This window comes from Candidatus Andeanibacterium sp. (genome assembly GCF_057143545.1).
This window is the reverse complement of the sequence record NZ_DBNHSF010000039.1, coordinates 1-17,336: the sequence shown is the minus strand read 5'-3', so window position 1 is coordinate 17,336 and position 17,336 is coordinate 1. Positions and strand designations below refer to the sequence as shown.

General features: G+C 63.7%; 10 protein-coding genes. 6 read left to right on the top strand and 4 right to left on the bottom strand.

The genetic code is table 11. The features are described 5' to 3' along the window. Positions 1 to 375 precede the first annotated feature (375 nt). The 6 genes from AC16XC_RS02435 to AC16XC_RS02410 all read left to right on the top strand — a co-directional run bounded on the left by AC16XC_RS02435 (position 376) and on the right by AC16XC_RS02410 (position 13,335). Positions 376 to 6,444 carry an autotransporter domain-containing protein gene (locus AC16XC_RS02435; RefSeq protein ID WP_484033044.1) on the top strand — a complete coding sequence of 2,023 codons (6,069 nt, stop codon included), beginning with the start codon at positions 376 to 378 and terminating at the stop codon, positions 6,442 to 6,444. A 211-nt stretch (positions 6,445 to 6,655) separates the two neighbouring features. Then, positions 6,656 to 7,972: a Rieske 2Fe-2S domain-containing protein gene (locus tag AC16XC_RS02430; RefSeq protein ID WP_484033043.1), complete on the top strand. Its 1,317-nt coding sequence runs from the start codon at positions 6,656 to 6,658 to the stop codon at positions 7,970 to 7,972. 75 nt (positions 7,973 to 8,047) lie between these two features. Further along, positions 8,048 to 9,550 (top strand): class I adenylate-forming enzyme family protein, encoded by a 1,503-nt coding sequence (locus AC16XC_RS02425; RefSeq protein WP_484033042.1) that lies wholly within the window; start codon positions 8,048 to 8,050, stop codon positions 9,548 to 9,550. Between the two features lie 13 nt (positions 9,551 to 9,563). Then, on the top strand, positions 9,564 to 10,721 hold the full coding sequence (locus AC16XC_RS02420; protein WP_484033041.1) for an isocitrate/isopropylmalate family dehydrogenase: 1,158 nt from the start codon (positions 9,564 to 9,566) through the stop codon (positions 10,719 to 10,721). Beyond that, positions 10,718 to 12,661 (top strand): aldehyde dehydrogenase family protein, encoded by a 1,944-nt coding sequence (locus tag AC16XC_RS02415; RefSeq protein ID WP_484033040.1) that lies wholly within the window; start codon positions 10,718 to 10,720, stop codon positions 12,659 to 12,661. The genes AC16XC_RS02420 and AC16XC_RS02415 overlap by 4 nt, the downstream gene beginning before the upstream one ends. 26 nt (positions 12,662 to 12,687) lie before the next feature. Continuing rightward, the gene (locus AC16XC_RS02410) at positions 12,688 to 13,335 is read left to right on the top strand and encodes an O-methyltransferase (RefSeq protein WP_484033039.1); all 648 of its coding nucleotides are present in this window, start codon (positions 12,688 to 12,690) and stop codon (positions 13,333 to 13,335) included. Here the strand turns inward: AC16XC_RS02410 and AC16XC_RS02405 are convergent. The 4 genes from AC16XC_RS02405 to AC16XC_RS02390 all read right to left on the bottom strand — a co-directional run bounded on the left by AC16XC_RS02405 (position 13,332) and on the right by AC16XC_RS02390 (position 17,296). Beyond that, a complete protein-coding gene (locus AC16XC_RS02405; protein WP_484033038.1) occupies positions 13,332 to 14,189 on the bottom strand; it encodes an HAD-IIA family hydrolase in 858 nt (285 codons plus the stop codon). The genes AC16XC_RS02410 and AC16XC_RS02405 overlap by 4 nt on opposite strands. A gap of 142 nt (positions 14,190 to 14,331) precedes the next feature. Further along, a complete protein-coding gene (locus AC16XC_RS02400) occupies positions 14,332 to 15,792 on the bottom strand; it encodes a biotin carboxyl carrier protein (protein ID WP_484033037.1) in 1,461 nt (486 codons plus the stop codon). Further along, positions 15,792 to 16,265: an acetyl-CoA carboxylase biotin carboxyl carrier protein gene (locus AC16XC_RS02395; RefSeq protein WP_484033036.1), complete on the bottom strand. Its 474-nt coding sequence runs from the start codon at positions 16,263 to 16,265 to the stop codon at positions 15,792 to 15,794. The genes AC16XC_RS02400 and AC16XC_RS02395 overlap by 1 nt, the downstream gene beginning before the upstream one ends. Beyond that, entirely contained in the window at positions 16,262 to 17,296 is a 1,035-nt protein-coding gene (locus tag AC16XC_RS02390) for a PEP/pyruvate-binding domain-containing protein (protein WP_484033035.1), read from the bottom strand. The genes AC16XC_RS02395 and AC16XC_RS02390 overlap by 4 nt, the downstream gene beginning before the upstream one ends. Between the last annotated feature and the right edge of the window lie 40 nt (positions 17,297 to 17,336).

Sequence of the window (17,336 nt, the reverse complement as noted above, 5' to 3'; positions counted from 1 at the left end):
ACCTACACCACCACCACGACCGTGGTGGGCACCGGCACGACCGCGGTTACCAACACCAACACCAATACCAACACCAACACCTTCACCGTGCCGGCCGTGCTGTCGATTAATGCGCACGCCACTGCCAATGGTACGAGCCAGGCCGTTGCGGTTGCCGTATTCGGCGACGCTGGCATTTCGCAGTTCGCTCTCGGCAACAGCGCTTCGGCTGCTATTTCGAACAATGGCGTGTTCAATGTCGGTGTCGAAGCCGATGCGGCCGCTTCCACGGGGATTGCCGTGGCACAGGCATTCGTCGACGAGGGTGCGGTTGTCGAACAGTTTGCCCTCGCCTCGAGCAGCGCGGCGGTCAACCTGACCAACGGCCACTTCCAGATGTCCGCATCGGATGTTCCGAACACCACGGCATCCTTCTATGCCGGCGCGGATGCGAGCGCCAGTGGCGCGTCGGGCGCTCTTGCCCAGGCGGCGTTCTCCCAGGGCATCAACCAGACCGCTGTCGAGACCGGTACTTCCGGTGCCGCCTCGGCGGGAATCTACAATAATGGTTCGCTTGAGGTGTCCGCGATCGCCCATGCCGGCGGTGTGACCACCGACGGTCCGGGCTTTGGCCCTGGCACTCAGTATGACGCCTATGCTTCGGCAGGCATGGCGACCGGCATCTATCAAGACGTTGTGTCGGGCGATAACGGCGTCTCGACCATCCACTTGGTCAATGGTGGCAGCATCTCGGTTCTGGCCGACGCCGATGCGACCGGTGCCGGAACCTGGGTTGATGCCGGTGCCGGTGCACGGATCAATTATGGCATTTGGCAGGAAGCCCATGCCGACACCTCGGGTGGATCCGCTCTCGCCTCGATCGCCAACCACTTCACGGCGGTGACCACGACCACGACCACGACGACGGTGGGAACTGGCACGACCGCGGTTGTCAACGTAAACCAGAATCAGCACGAGTATGTCACCAATGGCGGCTCGATCAACGTTAGCGCCCTTGCGAATGCGACTGCCGCAGACGACGAGGCCGATGCAGTTGCCTTGATCCAGATTGGCGTGGGCCAACAGGCATTTGGTGACATCGCCTCGGCCAACCTTTCGGTTGGAACCGGTTCGCTGAACATCCTGGCCCATGGAGCAGCCGATGCTGCGGAATCTGCGAGTGCTGGGGCATATATCACGGACAATGGCGTCAGCCAGTATGTGATCGGCAATTCCTCGGCTTCGGCATCGATTGCCAATGACGGGGTTCTTGGCGTTCACGCGATCGCCAGCGCCGAAGGGTCCGATGCCTTTGCCTATGCGACCATCGCCCTGACCGACTACACCGTGCCGAATGCCGGAATCATGCAGTATGCTTCGGCTGAATCGGGTGCGGCTACGGTCTCGTTGGCCAACTCGACCGACGCGTCGATCAGCGTGGCGGCGATCGCCAATGCTGCGGCGACCTATACCTTCACCACGGTCAACGGTACCGGCACCACGGCGACGACTTCGACGGTTGTCGTCGGTACCGGTTCTGCCGATGCCCGTGCTTGGATCGATGACGGCATCGTTCAGGTGGCGCTTGCCTATGGCGGCAATGACGGCAATGCGACCGTCAGCCTCGATAATGACGGATCGGTTTCAGTCTCGGCCTTGGCTAACGGCATTGGAACGCAGGCCTATGTCGAGGCCTACATCACCGGTGACGGGGTCGATCAATATGCCTATGCCGAAGATGGTGCGGCCAATGTCTCGCTGACCAACACCAGCCTGACTTCACTCAACATACAGGCGATTGCGAATGCCACGGGCACGACCAACGATGCCCAGGCTTATGCGTCGATCGACACAGGCATCGATCAGTATGCAGAAGCCAACGGCACTTACACGACGGCGTCCGGCACGTTCGGCTTTGACGCCCATGCGAGCATCACCAATACCGGCAATATCAACATCGCGGCACTCGCCAATGCCGATGCCGGAACCCAGGCAACTGCCGCTGCGTGGATCGAAACTGCGATCTACCAGTCCGCTTCTGCTCAAACCGGTTCCGCCTTTGTAACCTTGGCGAACGGTGCAGGTGCGGGGCTCAATATCACTGCGGCCGCCGATGCGTCGGGTTCGAGTGCCGAAGCCTATGCAAATCTTGCCTCAAGCGAAGGCGCCGTGATCGATCAGTACGCCGTGGCCCATAATGAGGGCAGTGGCGACGCACATGCCCTGTTCGATAATGACGGCACGCTGAACATCCTGGCGGATGCTCATGCGGTCGCGACCAGCGATGCTTTCGCTCGCGCGGATATCGACAACGATGCGATCGAGCAGGATGCTTATGCCAATGATGGCGCGGCTTCGGTGACGATCAACAATACCAGCCCGACCAGCCTCAACATCCATGCCTTGGCCAATGCGACCGCCGCGACAGGCCAGGCATCGGCTTATGCCTCGATTAACGATGGCATCGACCAGACAGCCTATGCCTATGGCGCGGATGATTCTGCCCTGGCCTTGGTTGACAATGTCGGCGCGATCGACATTGCGGCGATCGCAAATGCCAATGGGGCGACCCAGGCCTACGCTTCGGCAGATTTGTCGGGTGCTGGGATTGAACAATATGCCTATGCAGCCGATGGCGATGCCAGCGTTGTCCTGACCAATTCCGGGTTTACGACGACCACGACCGGAAGCTCGACTGTGTTCAATCCCGCGACGCTGAGCGTGCTGGTCAGCGCCAATGCCGTGAATACAAGCTCCGACAGCGCAGGCGCTCAGGCGCAGCTCAATTGGGGCATCTGGCAGTCTGCCAGTGCCAATGGCACCTTCACCACGCCGACGACTACTTTGGCGACGCCGACCGGGACCACGACCCTTGGTCATTCGGCGCTGGCATCGATCAATAACAGTGGTGCGATCAGCATCGGGGCGGTCGCCAATGCGACCAACACCTCGACCGTGGTCAACGGCACGGGAACCGCGGCTACGACCTCCACGGTCGGACTCGGCTATGCCTATGCCACGGCCTCTGCGAATGGCATCCATCAGGAGGTTGACGCCAACAGCGGCCCGGCGACGGCTTCGGTCGTCAATAATGGCTTGATCGAGGTGTTCGCTTCGGCCAACGCCAATGGCTCTTCGGCAGATGCCTGGGCCTATGTCTCGGACGGTATCGAGCAGTTTGCCAGCGGCACCGAATCGCTCGCGATCGTCCAGAACGCAGGAGTGATCGCAGTCTCGGCGCTTGCCAATGCAACCGGCACGACCAGCACGGCTTCGGCTTACGCAACGATCGGCAGCTTCCTGTCCGATGCCGGTATCTACCAGCAGGTGATCGGATCTAACGCCGTCATCGAGAACTCGGGCACGATGTCCTTCGTCGCGGCGGCCTTCGCCAGCAACCCTGCGGAGGCCGAGGCTTCGGCAGTGAACTACGCTGTCCAGCAGGACGCCTTCGGCAGCGCGCCGAACGTCTCTGTCGACAACAGCGGCTGGTTCTACGCGGCTGCGAGCGCGACCGCGGTGAGCTCGGACGAGTGGGGCGATGCAAACGCTTTCGTCTACGGCATCAACCAGTTCGTGTGGGACTTCGTCTCGAACACCACGGGCGGCACGGCAGCCCTGCCATTGATCAACGGTTCGCTGTCGATCGACAATGGCGGCACCTTCACGGTCTCGGCCAATGCCAGCATGGATGGCGGCAGCAACGTCCAAGCCTATGCATCGGCAATCGGTATGGGCCAGATTGGCTTCGGCGCTCCCGTCAATGTGACGATGAGCAACAGCGGCTCGGTCTACGTGGGGGCGAACGCCACTGCGTCCGGCCCGGCCAATGCCGACGCCGTCGCACTCGCGACCGGCTATGAAGGATTTGGCAACTTCAACAATATTGCCCTTTCCAACTCCGGCCTGTTCCAGGTGGTGGCTTCGGCTTCCGCGGGCGACGACGCGCTGGCCTATGCGACCGGTATCGATCTTTCCGACTTCTTCGGCTCGGGCCTGAGCGGGACGATCGATAACGATGTCCATATGGATGTCTCGGCCTTCGCGACCGGCGGCACCGGCACCGGCACGACTGACGATGCGCATAATTCGGCGGTCGTCTGGGCGGTGGGCATGCGCCTCACCAGCGATGTCAACAACCTGGTCGTCAGCAACAACGGCGTACTCAATGTCTACGCCGAAGCCAGCGGCGGCGCCGCAACCGGTGCGGCAACCGGCATCCTGGTCGAATCCGGACCCGGCTTCGCCACGCCGACCACCGGCGATGTGATGACCATCAACAACAGCGGCGTAATGTGGGCCGGTGTCAGCCTCGATGGCGGTGGCTCCATCCAGTGGGGCAACAACATCCACACCCAGAACGCGCCGAACGCGGTCAACATCAACCTGCTTGGTGGTGGCAGCCTGTGGGGCAACATCGAAATCTCGGACGATGACGCGATCACCGTTTCGGGCGGCGAGACGTCCTTCGAAGGCATCATCAATCCTGACGATGTGCTCGAAGGTTCGCTGACCGTTGCCGCGGATGGCACGCTCTACCTGCGCGACAATCCGGATCAGCCTGCTGCGACCTATAATGGTCCTGCGGGTGGCTCGGTTGAAAGCCTCGTGATTAATGGTACGCTCGCGCTCGAGCTGCCGAACGAGCCGAACAACTACAGCCCGTATCAGCAGATCTTCACCGATACGGCGAGCCTCGGCGCGGCCAGCGTCATCGAGATCCGTCCTTCGAGCTATAACGGGCTCTATGCTGACGATTACTTCTTCGACAATGTGATCGATGCCAACGACCTGACCGGTACCTTCGGCAGTGCGGTAAGCAACAGCATCCTGCTCGACCTCGAGGACATCTATGACGGCGACGACAATGTCGATCTCGGCATCACCCGCGTACCGTTCGACGATGCCCGCTTCGGCCTGACGCCCAACCAGGCGGCTGCCGCAGGCGGTATCGAGGACATCTACGACCCGATGATGACCGGCGATTTCGCCGACATGCTGGCCGAGATGTTCACGCTCACCGAAGAGCAGTACGTCTCGGGTCTCAGCACGCTGCATGGCGCGCAATATGCAACCTACCTGTCGTCGCTCGGCTGGATGGGCAACCGCTTCAACGGCATCCTCGCCGACATGGGCGAGTGCGCCGCAATGAAGCTCGAGAACGATGCGCTCAGCTGCCGTCGTGAAAACGACGCCGGCATCTGGGGCACCGTCAATTACGGCAAGGAAGACATCGACAGCGATCCGCTCGCGGATGCCACCGGGTACGATGCCGAACAGTGGTATGCCGCACTCGGCTTCGACGTCACGGTCGGCGAGCACGCCGTGCTCGGCCTCGGCGGCGGTTACGTCAAGAACGAGGGCGATTTCGACTGGTGGGGTGGCAACATCGACTCCGATGGCTTCCAGATCGGTGCCTATGGCTCCTATGATCCGGGCCAGTGGTACATCAAGGGCGCTGTCAGCTACTCCGATCTCCAGGGTGACTCGGTCCGCGGCATCGCCGTCGGCACGATCACCGGGGTGGCCTCTGCCCAGGTCGACTCCAACATCTGGGCGCTCGGGGCCGAGGCCGGATACCGCTTCAACCTGGGCGGCGCCGCGCTTACCCCGTATGCGGGTCTCGACTATGTCTCGGCGGAGCTGGAAAGCTTCACCGAGGGTGGCAACCATCCGGGTCTGCTCACCGTGCATGACAGCAAGGACGATTACCTCACCTCCGAACTGGGCCTGAAGCTTTCGGGCAACCTCGGTGGCGTGGTTCCCGAGGCGAAGGTTGGCTGGCGTCACGAATTCGACGACGATCCGGCAGCCTTCTCGGCGTCCTATGCCAACGCACCGGGTTCGACCTTCACTGTCATCGCTCCGCATCGCAGCGAGGACGCAATTGTCGCGGGGCTGTCGATCACGGCCTGGGTCTCCGACAACACGTCGCTGAAGCTTGGCTATGAGGGCTGGATGGCCGAAGAGCACGAGGTCCATTCGGGTGGCATCACGCTGCGGCATGAGTTCGGTGGTTCGCCGCCGCCCCCGCCGCCGCCTCCGCCCCCGCCGCCGCCTCCGCCACCTCCGCCGCCTCCGCCGCCGCCTCCGCCGCCGCCTCCGCCGCCGGTGTGCAACAAGGGCCCGTACATCGTGTTCTTCGACTGGGATAAGTCGGACATCACGCCGGAAGCAGCCCTTACCCTGGATGCAGCGGTCTCGGCCTATGGCAACTGCGAGAGCGTTCCGATCATGCTGGCCGGCTATGCCGACCGGTCGGGCACCGTGCAGTACAATATCGGCCTGTCCGAACGGCGTAACGCTTCGGTCGAAGCTTACCTGGTCGGCAAGGGTATCCCGGGCGACCGGATCTCGAGCGAGGGCTTCGGTGAAGCCAATCCGCGGGTGCCGACTGCCGATGGTGTCCGCGAGCTGCAGAACCGTCGCGTCGAAATCACCTACGGTCCGGGTTCGGGCCAGTAAGCCCGGCCGAACCGAAGGTTCGACACGAAGCGAAGGGCCCGGGGGGAAACCTCCGGGCCTTTTGCTGTTCAGGGAAGCTTGCTAACTGTTCCGGTGGCCATGCCGCCTTGCCTGGCGGTGGAAACCTGGACATCCCCGATCGCAAGCCGATCCAGAGAAATTGGACGAATGCAAAGGCCGGCCTGAGCGGCTTTCTGATTGAGTAGGTCGAATGCTGAGCGAAGATCAAAACCGGTTTCTCACACAGGTCGGACCCGGCACCCCGATGGGCGCGCTGTTGCGATCCTACTGGATTCCGGTGCTCTATTCGCATGAACTCTCCGAGCCCGGAGCAGGTCCGATACGCGTCCGCCTGCTGGGCGAGAGCTTGATTGCGTTCAGGGACACAGCCGGAAGGATCGGCTTGCTCGATCACCATTGTCCTCACCGCCTGGCTTCGCTGTTCTACGGCCGTAACGAAGAAGGCGGCATTCGCTGTGCCTATCATGGCTGGCAATTCGATGTGGACGGCAAATGCATCGACATTCCGAACGAAGCACCCGGCTGCCCGTTGCTCACCAAGGTCAGGGCGCGTGCCTATAAGTGCCGCGAAGAGCGGGGAATTGTCTGGGCCTATCTCGGCGATGGCCCCGCCCCCGCGCTACCCTCGCTGGGTTGGGCGACCGCAGAGCCGCGACGCAAGACGACGCTCAAATACATGCGACACTGCAACTGGGTCCAGGCGATGGAGGGGGACTTCGACTCCTCGCATCTGGGCTTCCTGCATCGCGACTTTTCGCAGGACCCCAAATCCGATCGCTTCGTGGACAATGATGGGAAGGACGCCTTGCGTGCGATCGTGGCCCTCGACCGGCAGCCGGAGCTCGAAGTCGTCGATACGCCGATCGGGGTGATGTATGGCGCGAGGAGGGAAACGCCCGAAGACGGTGAATATTGGCGCGTCACGCAGTTCCAGCTTCCGTTCTATACCAGCGTTCCTGCCTATAACGGCCTTAACCGGCTGAAGATCTGGGTACCGATGGACGACACGCACACAATGGTCTGGGAAGCCAATTGGAGCGACCGCCAGGACCTCGACGAAGAGACCAGGCTTGGCCATCGGGGGCGCGTGGGCAAGAGCGGCTTCCTGCCCGACGATGACGGATGGCATGGCCGTGGCCGCTTCTTTGCCCGTGAGGCCAACGACTACCTGATCGACCGCGAGCGGCAGCGAGAGGTCAATTTCAGCGGGATGGAAGATGGTACCCCGGTCCAGGATGCGGCAATGCAGGAAAGCATGGGTCCGATTGTCGACCGGACACGGGAACATCTCTCTGCTTCCGATGCCGCGATCATCCGCATGCGACGAAGCTTGCTGGGTTCGGCGAAGGAGCTGGAACGGAAGGGAACGCGTCCGCCCGGAGCGGACGCCCCCGACGCCTACCGAAGGCATGGCGACCAGTTTCTTGTGCCGCCGGCCGAAGACTGGAAAAGCACTTATGAGCGGCGCATGGACGAGCAATATACCCTGCCGGGCAAGTTGGCTTGATCTTAGCTTGCAATCGCGCCTCCGATCACCCAAGAAAATGCCCCAATCCAGGTGCCAGGCCGAATTGAGTATCAAGTGTCTATTCTGAAACAACTATTCTCCCACAAGCCGGAGCAAGTCGCAGTTGTGGTCGGCGACGACGCACTCACCTATGGCCGGCTTTGCGGAGATATCGACGCAATGGCCAATTGGCTCTCCGGCAACGGGCTGGAGCCGGGCATGCGTATCAGCATTCACCCGAGTGACATCGGCCGCCCGGGCTATTGGGACTGGATCGCGCATCTTGGCGCAATCCGCGCCGGCCTGGTCCATTCGACCGGTTCGCTTGCGGCAGGCGCCGCTGTAAGGACCGCACTCGGCCCCAACCAGGCCGCGGTCGGCTGGCTCGGCAACTGGAAGCCGCATCGGGGCTTTTCCGGCAAGCAGCTTGCCTTTGCTCCCGAAACCCTGGCGCCACTTGCAGAACAGCTCGGCATTTCGATGGACGACAAGCCCCTGGAGACAGTTGAGGAACATGCAGGGAGGGTGTTGAAGACGTCCGGCACGACCGGAAATCCCAAACTTGTGCTCTGGGATTCTAGCATGATCGCCGCGCGCCTGGCCCAGATCAGGGAAATCGACGAACTCGGGCCATCGACCTGCCTGCTGCCGCTGCTCGGATTTCCGACCACCGCGGGCTTCCGTTATCCTTTGGCGGTCTGGCAGGCGGGGGGATCGGTCATCCTTCCGGCGGATGGCGATAAAGGCAGCGGGCTGGTCAAGTCGATGGCGGGTTCGACGCTGGTGATTGCCTCGCCGTTTCGGTTCCGCGGCTTTCTCGGTCAGGTCGAAGGGGAAATTCCCGGCCGGGAAGGCAGGGTGCTCAAGCTCTTCGGTGGCCGCCTCCCGCCGCTCTTGCGCGATGCCGCCAGGAAGCGCGTCGCTGGGACCGTGATGACCAGCTACGGCTCGACCGAGACTGGCAGCGTGGCTACCGGCGATGCTTCGCATGTCGACCGACACCCCGGGTCGGTTGGGTTTGTGGTCAAGGGGGCGGAGTTCGAAGTCATCGGCAAGGACGGAAAGCCCGCTGAAAGGGGCACGGTCGGCGTGGTCCGCGTCAAGACCGACGTCATGTCGGATGGATATGCCGGCGCGGCACAACCTCAGGCGCGAAGTTCGTTTCGCGATGGCTGGTTCTACCCGGGGGACCTTGGAGTGATCCATGAGGATGGCCTGATAGCGATCGCCGGACGGATGTCGGATACGATCAACGTGTCCGGGACCAAGCTGCCGGCCCTCGACATAGAGAATTCGCTGGCCGGACTGTCCGGCGTCGAGGACATTTGCGCCCTTTCGCTTCCGCTCGATTCGCAGGACTTGCTGGCGATTGCGGTGGTTTGCGACAAGGATGTCGATCAGGACTACCTCAAATCCGAATGCGCCGCGAAGCTCCCGAAGAATCTCAACTTTGTCGTCCTGCGGGTCCAACGGATTCCCCGCAATGCGATGGGCAAGGTGATGAGATCGACATTTGCCCGAAGGCTGGCGGAAACCGTCAAGCCCAGGGGCAAGCAGCGGCAACTCCAGGACTCCTGAGAGGCAAGGCGCGATGCTGGAAACGAACATGATGACTGAAGCGCTGCGTCCGCGTCTTTCCCGGTTTCTGGGCGGAGAAGACAGGATATTCGACCCTGGCAGGATCCACGTGATCGGCGCCCTTCACGGCGAAGGTGTCGGACCGGAAGTGGTTCCCGTCGCGCTCGGAATGCTCCGGATCCTCGAGGCCAACAGCAGCCGCCGTTTCGACATCCGGACCGGTGGCGCGATCGGCTACCCGGCAAAGGAAGTGTGCGGTCGCAGCCTGTCCCCGCAAGTGACCGAATTTGCGCGCGAAATCTTCCGCGACGGCGGAGCGCTGTTCTGTGGCCCTGGCGGCGAGCGATTTGTCTATGAGCTGCGCCAGGAGTTCGGCCTGTACTGCAAGTTCACGCCGATCGAGCCGCTGGCGGAATTGGCCGGTTCCGGCGTGGTCCGCCCGCAGGTCGTCGCCCAGGCCGACATGATCGCCGTTCGCGAGAATATGGGAGGGGTCTACCAGGGCAAGTGGGACTATTCGGACTCGCCAGACGGAGCCACGGCCAGTCACAGCTTCAGCTACCGCGAAGCCGATGTCCGTCGCATCCTCGGGGTGGCATCCCGGCTCGCGGCTTCGCGGCGATGCAGACTCCACCTGGTCCTGAAGCCCGGCGGCGTACCGTCGATCTCCGACCTCTGGCGGCAATGCGCAGAGACCGCGGCGCAAGAGGCAGACGTCGAACTCCATGAGCTCGAAATCGACAATGCCGTCTACCAGCTGATCGCCAATCCCGGCCAGTTCGATGTGATCGTCTCGCCCAACATGTTCGGCGATGTGCTGGCGGACTGCGCCGCACTTCTGCTCGCTTCGCGTGGACTTTCCTATTCGGGCAATTTCGACGATCTCGGCAATGGCGTTTACCAGACCGGTCATGGCGCGGCGCGCGACATCGCCGGGCACGATATCGCCAACCCGATTGGACAGGTCCTGTCATTGGGCATGATGCTGCGCGAAAGCTTTGCCTGGCCCGAAGCCGACCGGGAACTCAGGACTGCCGTTCGCGCGGTGCTGCAGACCGGCAAGCGCACCAGGGATGTCGCCACGCCGAACAGCGAAGTTCTCGGCACCAGGGCGTTTGGCGAAGAACTCATGGCTCAGCTGGAAAGGCAGTTGGCGGGCAAGGTCTTGTGACAGGCAGGGTCGCCCTGGTCCTGGTTGATCTTCAACGGGATTTCCTGGCCGACCCGAAGCTTGAACCGGACGCGGCCACGCTGACCCGGAAGATTGCCGAGCTGCTGGGCTGGTTTCGCGGCCAGGGCCGCCCGGTCGTTCACGTCCAGACCCGCATTGCCGCCGATCTCTCGGACGCGATGCCGCATTGGCGGCAAGCCGGGAAGCGCATGTGCATCGACGGCACAAATGGCGCCGATGCACCCGCGGATCTTGCGCCGGCCGGGAATGAGCCGGTTGTCGCCAAGCGCTCCTATGACGGGTTCGAGAATCCCGAACTGGAAAGCATGCTTCGCGAGCTGGGAGTGGAAGCGCTGGTCGTTTGCGGAGTACATACCCATGCCTGCATCCGCACCACGGCCGTCACCGCCTACGGCAAGGGGTTCGAGGTCCTGCTCGCGCTGGACGGGATCGGCTCCTACGATCCGGCCCATGCCGCATTGACGCTCGACTGGCTCGGCCAGCGCGCGGTTCGCTGCCTCGACATCGCATCGATCATGGATATTGTCGCAGGGTTCTCGGCGCAGCCCGCGCAAGCGGGGCCGGTCTTCCTACATCGCGACCCGAAGGATTGGTTCAAGGTGCTCCATGAAGTGCCGGCATCGGGCTGGGCCGAGGTGTCGGGTGCGGCAGGTCGGTTGAACGATCGCCAGAAGCAATGGGCCGCCAGGCCGCTGCAGGAACGACGGGAGCGGCTGCTTGCCTGGCATGCGATCCTCGATGCTGCGCGCGACCACTGGACTACGATGCTCGTTCGGGATGTCGGAAAGCCGCTTCGCGATGTGCAGGGCGAGATCGGGTATGCGCTCGCGCTGCTGGAGCATTGCTGCCGCTCGCTCGAAGATTTCGAGCAGGGAGAGGGGCGCAGCATCCGCTACCGGCCGCTCGGGACCGTCGGGATCATCACCCCGTGGAACAATCCCTTCGCCATGCCGGTGAGCAAGCTCGCGCCCGCCCTGGCCTATGGCAATTGCGTGGTCTGGAAGCCCGCATTGGAAGGTACCGCTATGGCCCGGGCCTTGAAACAAAGCCTCGAAGAAGCTGGACTCGGCGACCTGGTCGAACTGGTGACGGGCGGCGCAGACGCCGGACGAGCGTTGGTCGAGGCGCCCGGTCTGGCGGCCATCGCCTTCACCGGCTCGGTCAAGGTCGGCCGGGAAATCGCGACGCGGTGCGGCCGGTTGATGCGGCCGGTCCAGGCCGAGCTTGGCGGAAACAACGCGGCGATCGTCCTTGTCGATGCCGACCTGTCGCTGGCGGCGGAAGAGCTTGCCGCGGCCATGTTCAGCTTTGCCGGGCAGCGCTGCACCGCGATCCGCCGGGTGATCGTCGAACGATCCGCCTACGCTGAATTCGCCAAGCTGCTGCGTACCGCCACGCTGGCCTTGAAGACCGGCGACCCCGCCGACCCGGAAACGCAAGTCGGCCCGCTCATTTCCAGGGCCAGGCAGCAGGAGCTTTTGGCGCTGGTCGAGCGAGCGGCCAGCGAGGGCGCCGAAATCCTCACCGGCGGGTCGGTGCCGACCGATTGCAGCGCAGACGGGTGCTGGATGCTGCCCACCATCGTGGCGCGACTGCCCGAAGACTCGCCGATCCTCGGAACGGAACTGTTCGGCCCGGTCGTCGCGCTGGTCGAGGCCGACGACCTCGATGCTGCCCTTGCCGAGCATAATCGCGGCGAAATGGGACTGCTCGGTGCGCTGTTCTCGAACGACAAGGAGGCCCAGGCCCGGTTCCTCGCCGAGGCCGAGGCCGGAATGCTGCTCTTGAACCAGGCCCGGCCCGCCTTTTCGCCCGCAGGCCCCTTCGTCGGGTGGAAGAATTCGGGTTACGGCATTCCCGAGCACGGCCGCTGGAACCGGGACTTCTACACCCGGACACAGGCGGTCTATGGCGAGTGACAGTTGCAGGTGAGGGTCAAGGCAAGATGATTTTTGACGATCCCAAGGTCTCTGCGGTGTTCGAGGAATATCGCGCGCGGCACGGGGAAGAGCGCATCCGGCTGGGCGGGCTCGCGCCTTCCGAAGCCGGTGCAAGTCGCGACGAGTTCCTCCTGCCGGTGGGCGAGGAAGCGGCATGGCTGCTCCATTCGCTGGCGATTGCGCGCAGGCCGGCCCGCATGCTCGAACTCGGGACCAGCTATGGCTATTCGACCCTGTTCCTCGCCGATGCCGCGCGGGTTTGCGGGGCGAAGCTGGTTACCGTCGACCTGGTCGCCGAGAAGCAGGCCTATGCCGCGGCGATGCTCGAAAGGGCCGGACTGGCTGACCATGTCGAATTCCGTTGCGGCGATGCGATCGCAATCGTCGATGCCGATCCCGGTCCGTTCGATTTCGTCCTCCTGGATATCTGGAAGGACCTCTATGTCGCGGGATTCGAAGCGGTCTATCCCAAGCTCTCCGAAGAGGCGATCGTCGCCAGCGACAACATGGTCTACCCCGAAGGTGCGCGCGCAAATGCTAGGGCGCTGCGCGATGCGATCCGGGCCAAGCCGGACATGCAGACCGCCCTGCTGCCGGTCGGGCAGGGCATCGAGGTCAGCGTCAAATGGAGCTCGGGAAGCGCGAAGCTCTAGCCGAACAGGCCCATAGCAAGGATTTCATCGATCCGGTCGATCACCCGATGCGGGCGGCGTTCCGGAGGCGCGCTTGCCCATTCCTCCGCGGAGGTTGTGCCGGTGGTCACGCCGATCCCGATCGCGCCGCCGAGCCGCGCCATCTCGGTTTCGACCTTGGGATCGTCGCCAATCACCATCACCCCGTTCATGGGGACGCCCAGCTGGGACGCAACGAATTGCATCGCATGGAGCGAGGGCTTGCCGGTGACTTCGGGCTCCTTGCCGGTGACGCGGGCGATCGCGCCGCTGATGGCGCAGCTGTAACCGAAACTGCGCCCCTGCTGGGTGGCGAAGAACGGCACGTCCGAAGCGGTGAAGAAAGACGCGCCTGCGAGCACCGCTTCGCAGGCGGCGTGTATATCGGGCATGGTGCACTCGGGGTGCCAGGCGATATAGACCGCGTCGGCACTCTCGGCTCCGTCTTCGCCCGGAACGCAGGTCGCGATCCCGTCGCCGTTCAGGGCATCGGCCACGCCCTGCGTTCCCAGCACCAGCACACGCCCGATTGCCCGCTCGCGGAAGACATGCGCGGCGACGCTGTTGGGAGTGAACAGGTTTTCGTCGGGGATCGGCAGGCCGATGCTGCGCAGGCGCGGGGCCTGGACACTGGCGGGATAGGCGCTGCCATTGGTCAGCGCGAGATAGGGGATGCCGCGCGTCTTGAGCGCCTCGAGCGTTTCGACCGCGCCCGGTAGAACCTTGTATTCGCCGAGCGAGCGGTTGGAGAGGATCAGCGTCCCATCGAGATCGAACATCACCCCGCGTGCGACCCGGTTGTGTTCCGGGCCGAGCGGCTCGTCGAATTCAATCATTGGCCGGGACTCGTCCAGTTGGGTTGAGGCTCCCCTCCCCGTCGGGGAGGGGGTGGGGGTTCAGCATCCGCGGGTGTGGTACACCTCTTCCCGACCTCCCCCTCCAGGGGGAGGGGGAATATTTGCGACGAAAACGGGTCCATCAGGCTTCCACTTCGAGCTTGAAACCGTCTTTCTCGACGGTGAGTTCGGTGATGTCTTTCCTTGCCAGCACTTGCCTGACCAGCGCCATCACCCCGCTCGTCTGCGGATCGTAATGCCGTTCCGCCGGGCCGGCTGCCTGCATTGCATCGACCAGGTTTGCGGGCATGGTGGCGCGCAGCAGGAATTCCTCGTCCGAGAGGTTCGCGCCGATCTTGCGACGCAATTCGGACAGTTCGGCCATCGGCGGCTCGGCCAGCAATTCCCTGGTCCGCGGATTGGCCATGATCCGGTCCATCAGATTGGGCTCGACGGGCTGGATCGGGCGGCCGAACTTGCCCAAGGCGAAGCGGATCACTTCGTCGGGGATCACACCCCAGCGCTCTTTGCCGGTGACGTTCATCACCGCTTGGGTTTGCAGCATCTGGGCGAACGGCGTCATCACGATCACCCAGCCGAGCTCCTCGCGCACGCGGCCCATTTCCTCGATCACGGCGGCTTCGAGTTCGGGCACCCCCTGGTCGATCAGATGGCGGCGCATCGTGCCGACCATCCCGCCGGGGAGGTTATGGTGGAAATAGGCCGCGTCGAACGGCATCGGCTGGCCCGTGGGCAGGCCCTCAGCTTCGGCGAGGGCGGTGAAATAGCGGCTGACTTCCGCGACCGCCTCGTCGTCGATCTCGACCGAGTGCCCCATCGCGCGCAGATTGGCGATCATCCGCTCGATCGGCGGGTTTGACGTTCCGTCCGCCGCGCCGCCGCTGGCGCACTGGATCGTGCTCGCGCCGAGTTCTGCCCCTTCGAGATAGGCCTGTTCGGCCAGGCCGATCGTGCAATGCGAATGGAGTTCGAGCTCCTTGTCGCCGATTTCGGCCATGATCGCCGGGATCAGCGTGCGGGCGCGTTTACTGGTCAGCAACCCGCCCGGATCCTTGATGTAGAGCGCGTCTATATCGGGGCTCGCAGCCATGAGCCGGGCTGCTTCGGCATAATGCGCGTCGTCGTGGATCGGGCTGATCGAGAACACCAGCGCGCCGACCACCTGTTCGCCGCCCGCGCGTTTGACCAGTCGTGCCACTTCGACGTTCGATTTCGCATCGTTCATCGGGTCGGCGAGCGCGAAGCGGCGGATGCCGTTGGTCGACAATGTGCGGAAGGCGAGTTCCATGAATTCGGGACTGGCCGTCTCCCAGGCGATGAAGCGGAACCCGGTCGAGAGGAATTGCAGCGGGGTCGTCTTGCAGGCATCGGCCATGCCGCGGATCCGCTCCCACGGATCCTCCTGCTTGTAGCGCACGGCCACGCCCATATGGGTCGAGGTGGTGAAATCGATCGCCTTGAAGCCGCAGCGCTCCATGGCGGGGGCGATCGTCAGCGTGCGCGCGGTATCGACACCCAGTGCGCCCCACAGGCACTGGTTGCCATCGCGCAGGCTCGTTTCGACGATGCGGATATTGGCCATCAGCCGACCTTTACCCGGACCAGCGGCTGGTCCTTTTCGACCGCCGTGCCGTTTTCGGCGAGCAGCGCAATCACCGTGCCCGCCACGCCCGCGCGGATCGGGTTCATCAGTTTCATCACCTCGATAATGCCGATCGTGCTGTCTTCGGTGACCCGGCTGCCCACTTCGACGAAGGGCGGGTCGCCGGGCCGCGGCGAATGGTAGAAATTGCCCAGCAATGGCGCGGGAATGTCGACCTCGCCTTCGCCAGGCCCTCCCGTCGCCCGGGGGGCGGCGGACGCAGGTTCGGGCGCCGTGGCCGGATGCGCGATATCGACCAGCTCGACGCCATCCTCGTTGCGTTCCCTGCGCGGCGACGCCCCTCCGCGCCGGATGCGCAGCTTGAACTCGCCCACCTCGAGCCTGAGGTCCGAAAAATGGCTCTCGTCGAGCAGCCTCGTGATTTCTGCGATTTCCTTCGCGGTTAAGATCATCGCTTCCCGCCGAAGATGTTCATCACATGCGCCATCGGATTGGCTACCGGAGCGGCGACCGGGGCCGCGTCCCTGGCCGACCAGACCGTCTCGGGGCGGCTCTGGAGCAGCAGGATCCTGCCCTGCTTGTCGAGCGCCCATTCGATATCCTGCGGCTTGCCGTAATGGCGCTCGATCCGGCGCCCGACATCGCGCAAGGCCTGCAGATCGTCGTCGCTCAGGCAAGGGGCATTGGCCTCGCCGGCTTCGAGTTCGACCTCCACGATGCCGCCGCCTTCCGCCGGCACCTGCTTGGCATGCTTGTGCGAGATGTCGCGCTGCTGGATCTCGCCGGTGATCTTGCCGATCACCCATTTGTCGGGCGTGACTTCGCCGGAGACGACCGCCGAGCCGAGGCCCCAGGCGCCCTCGACCGTGATCACCGATTTGTCGCCGGTGGTCGGGCTGCGGGTGAACATCACCCCGGCGCAGCGCGCATCGACCATCTGCTGGACGACCACCGCCATCGCCACGCCATCCTCGGGGAAATCATGCTTGCGGCGATAAGTCATGCTCTCGACCGAGTAGAGGCTGCCCCAGCATTCGCGCACGCGGGTGACCGTGTCCTCGGGCGAAAGCACCCACAGGAAGGTATCCTGCAGCCCGGCGAAACTGGCGTCTTCGGCATCCTCGGTCGTGGCCGAGCTACGGACCGCGACCTGGGCTGCCCCCAGTTCGGCATGGGCGGCGAGGATCGCCTGCTCCACTTCGACCGGCATGGCCTCTTCGATCACACGTCGGCGCAGCTCCTCCGAAAGCCGGGTTACGGCACCGAGATCGGTGTGGTCGAGCGCCTCGACCTTGCCGCGGACCGGTTCGCGCGCCTCGAGCGCGGCGAGGAATTCTTCGAACGCATGGGTGGTGACGACGAAGCCCGGTGGGACAGCGATCCCGGCACCCGTCAATTCGCCAAGGCTGCCGCCCTTGCCGCCAACGGTCGGACGGTCGGCGATCCCGACCTCGCCGAACCAGGCGATGGAAGCAGTGCTCACCCGATCCTCCCCTGGGAGGGGAGGTGGCAAGCGCCGCAGG

Excerpts from the sequence above, each read along its gene's own strand:
- AC16XC_RS02395 (WP_484033036.1), bottom strand. The coding sequence starts at position 16,265 with ATGATCTTAACCGCGAAGGAAATCGCAGAAATCACGAGGCTGCTCGAC.
- AC16XC_RS02400 (WP_484033037.1), bottom strand. The coding sequence starts at position 15,792 with ATGGCCAATATCCGCATCGTCGAAACGAGCCTGCGCGATGGCAACCAG.
- AC16XC_RS02405 (WP_484033038.1), bottom strand. The coding sequence starts at position 14,189 with ATGATTGAATTCGACGAGCCGCTCGGCCCGGAACACAACCGGGTCGCA.
- AC16XC_RS02410 (WP_484033039.1), top strand. The coding sequence starts at position 12,688 with ATGATTTTTGACGATCCCAAGGTCTCTGCGGTGTTCGAGGAATATCGC.
- AC16XC_RS02435 (WP_484033044.1), top strand. The coding sequence starts at position 376 with ATGTCCGCATCGGATGTTCCGAACACCACGGCATCCTTCTATGCCGGC.
- AC16XC_RS02430 (WP_484033043.1), top strand. The coding sequence starts at position 6,656 with ATGCTGAGCGAAGATCAAAACCGGTTTCTCACACAGGTCGGACCCGGC.
- AC16XC_RS02420 (WP_484033041.1), top strand. The coding sequence starts at position 9,564 with ATGCTGGAAACGAACATGATGACTGAAGCGCTGCGTCCGCGTCTTTCC.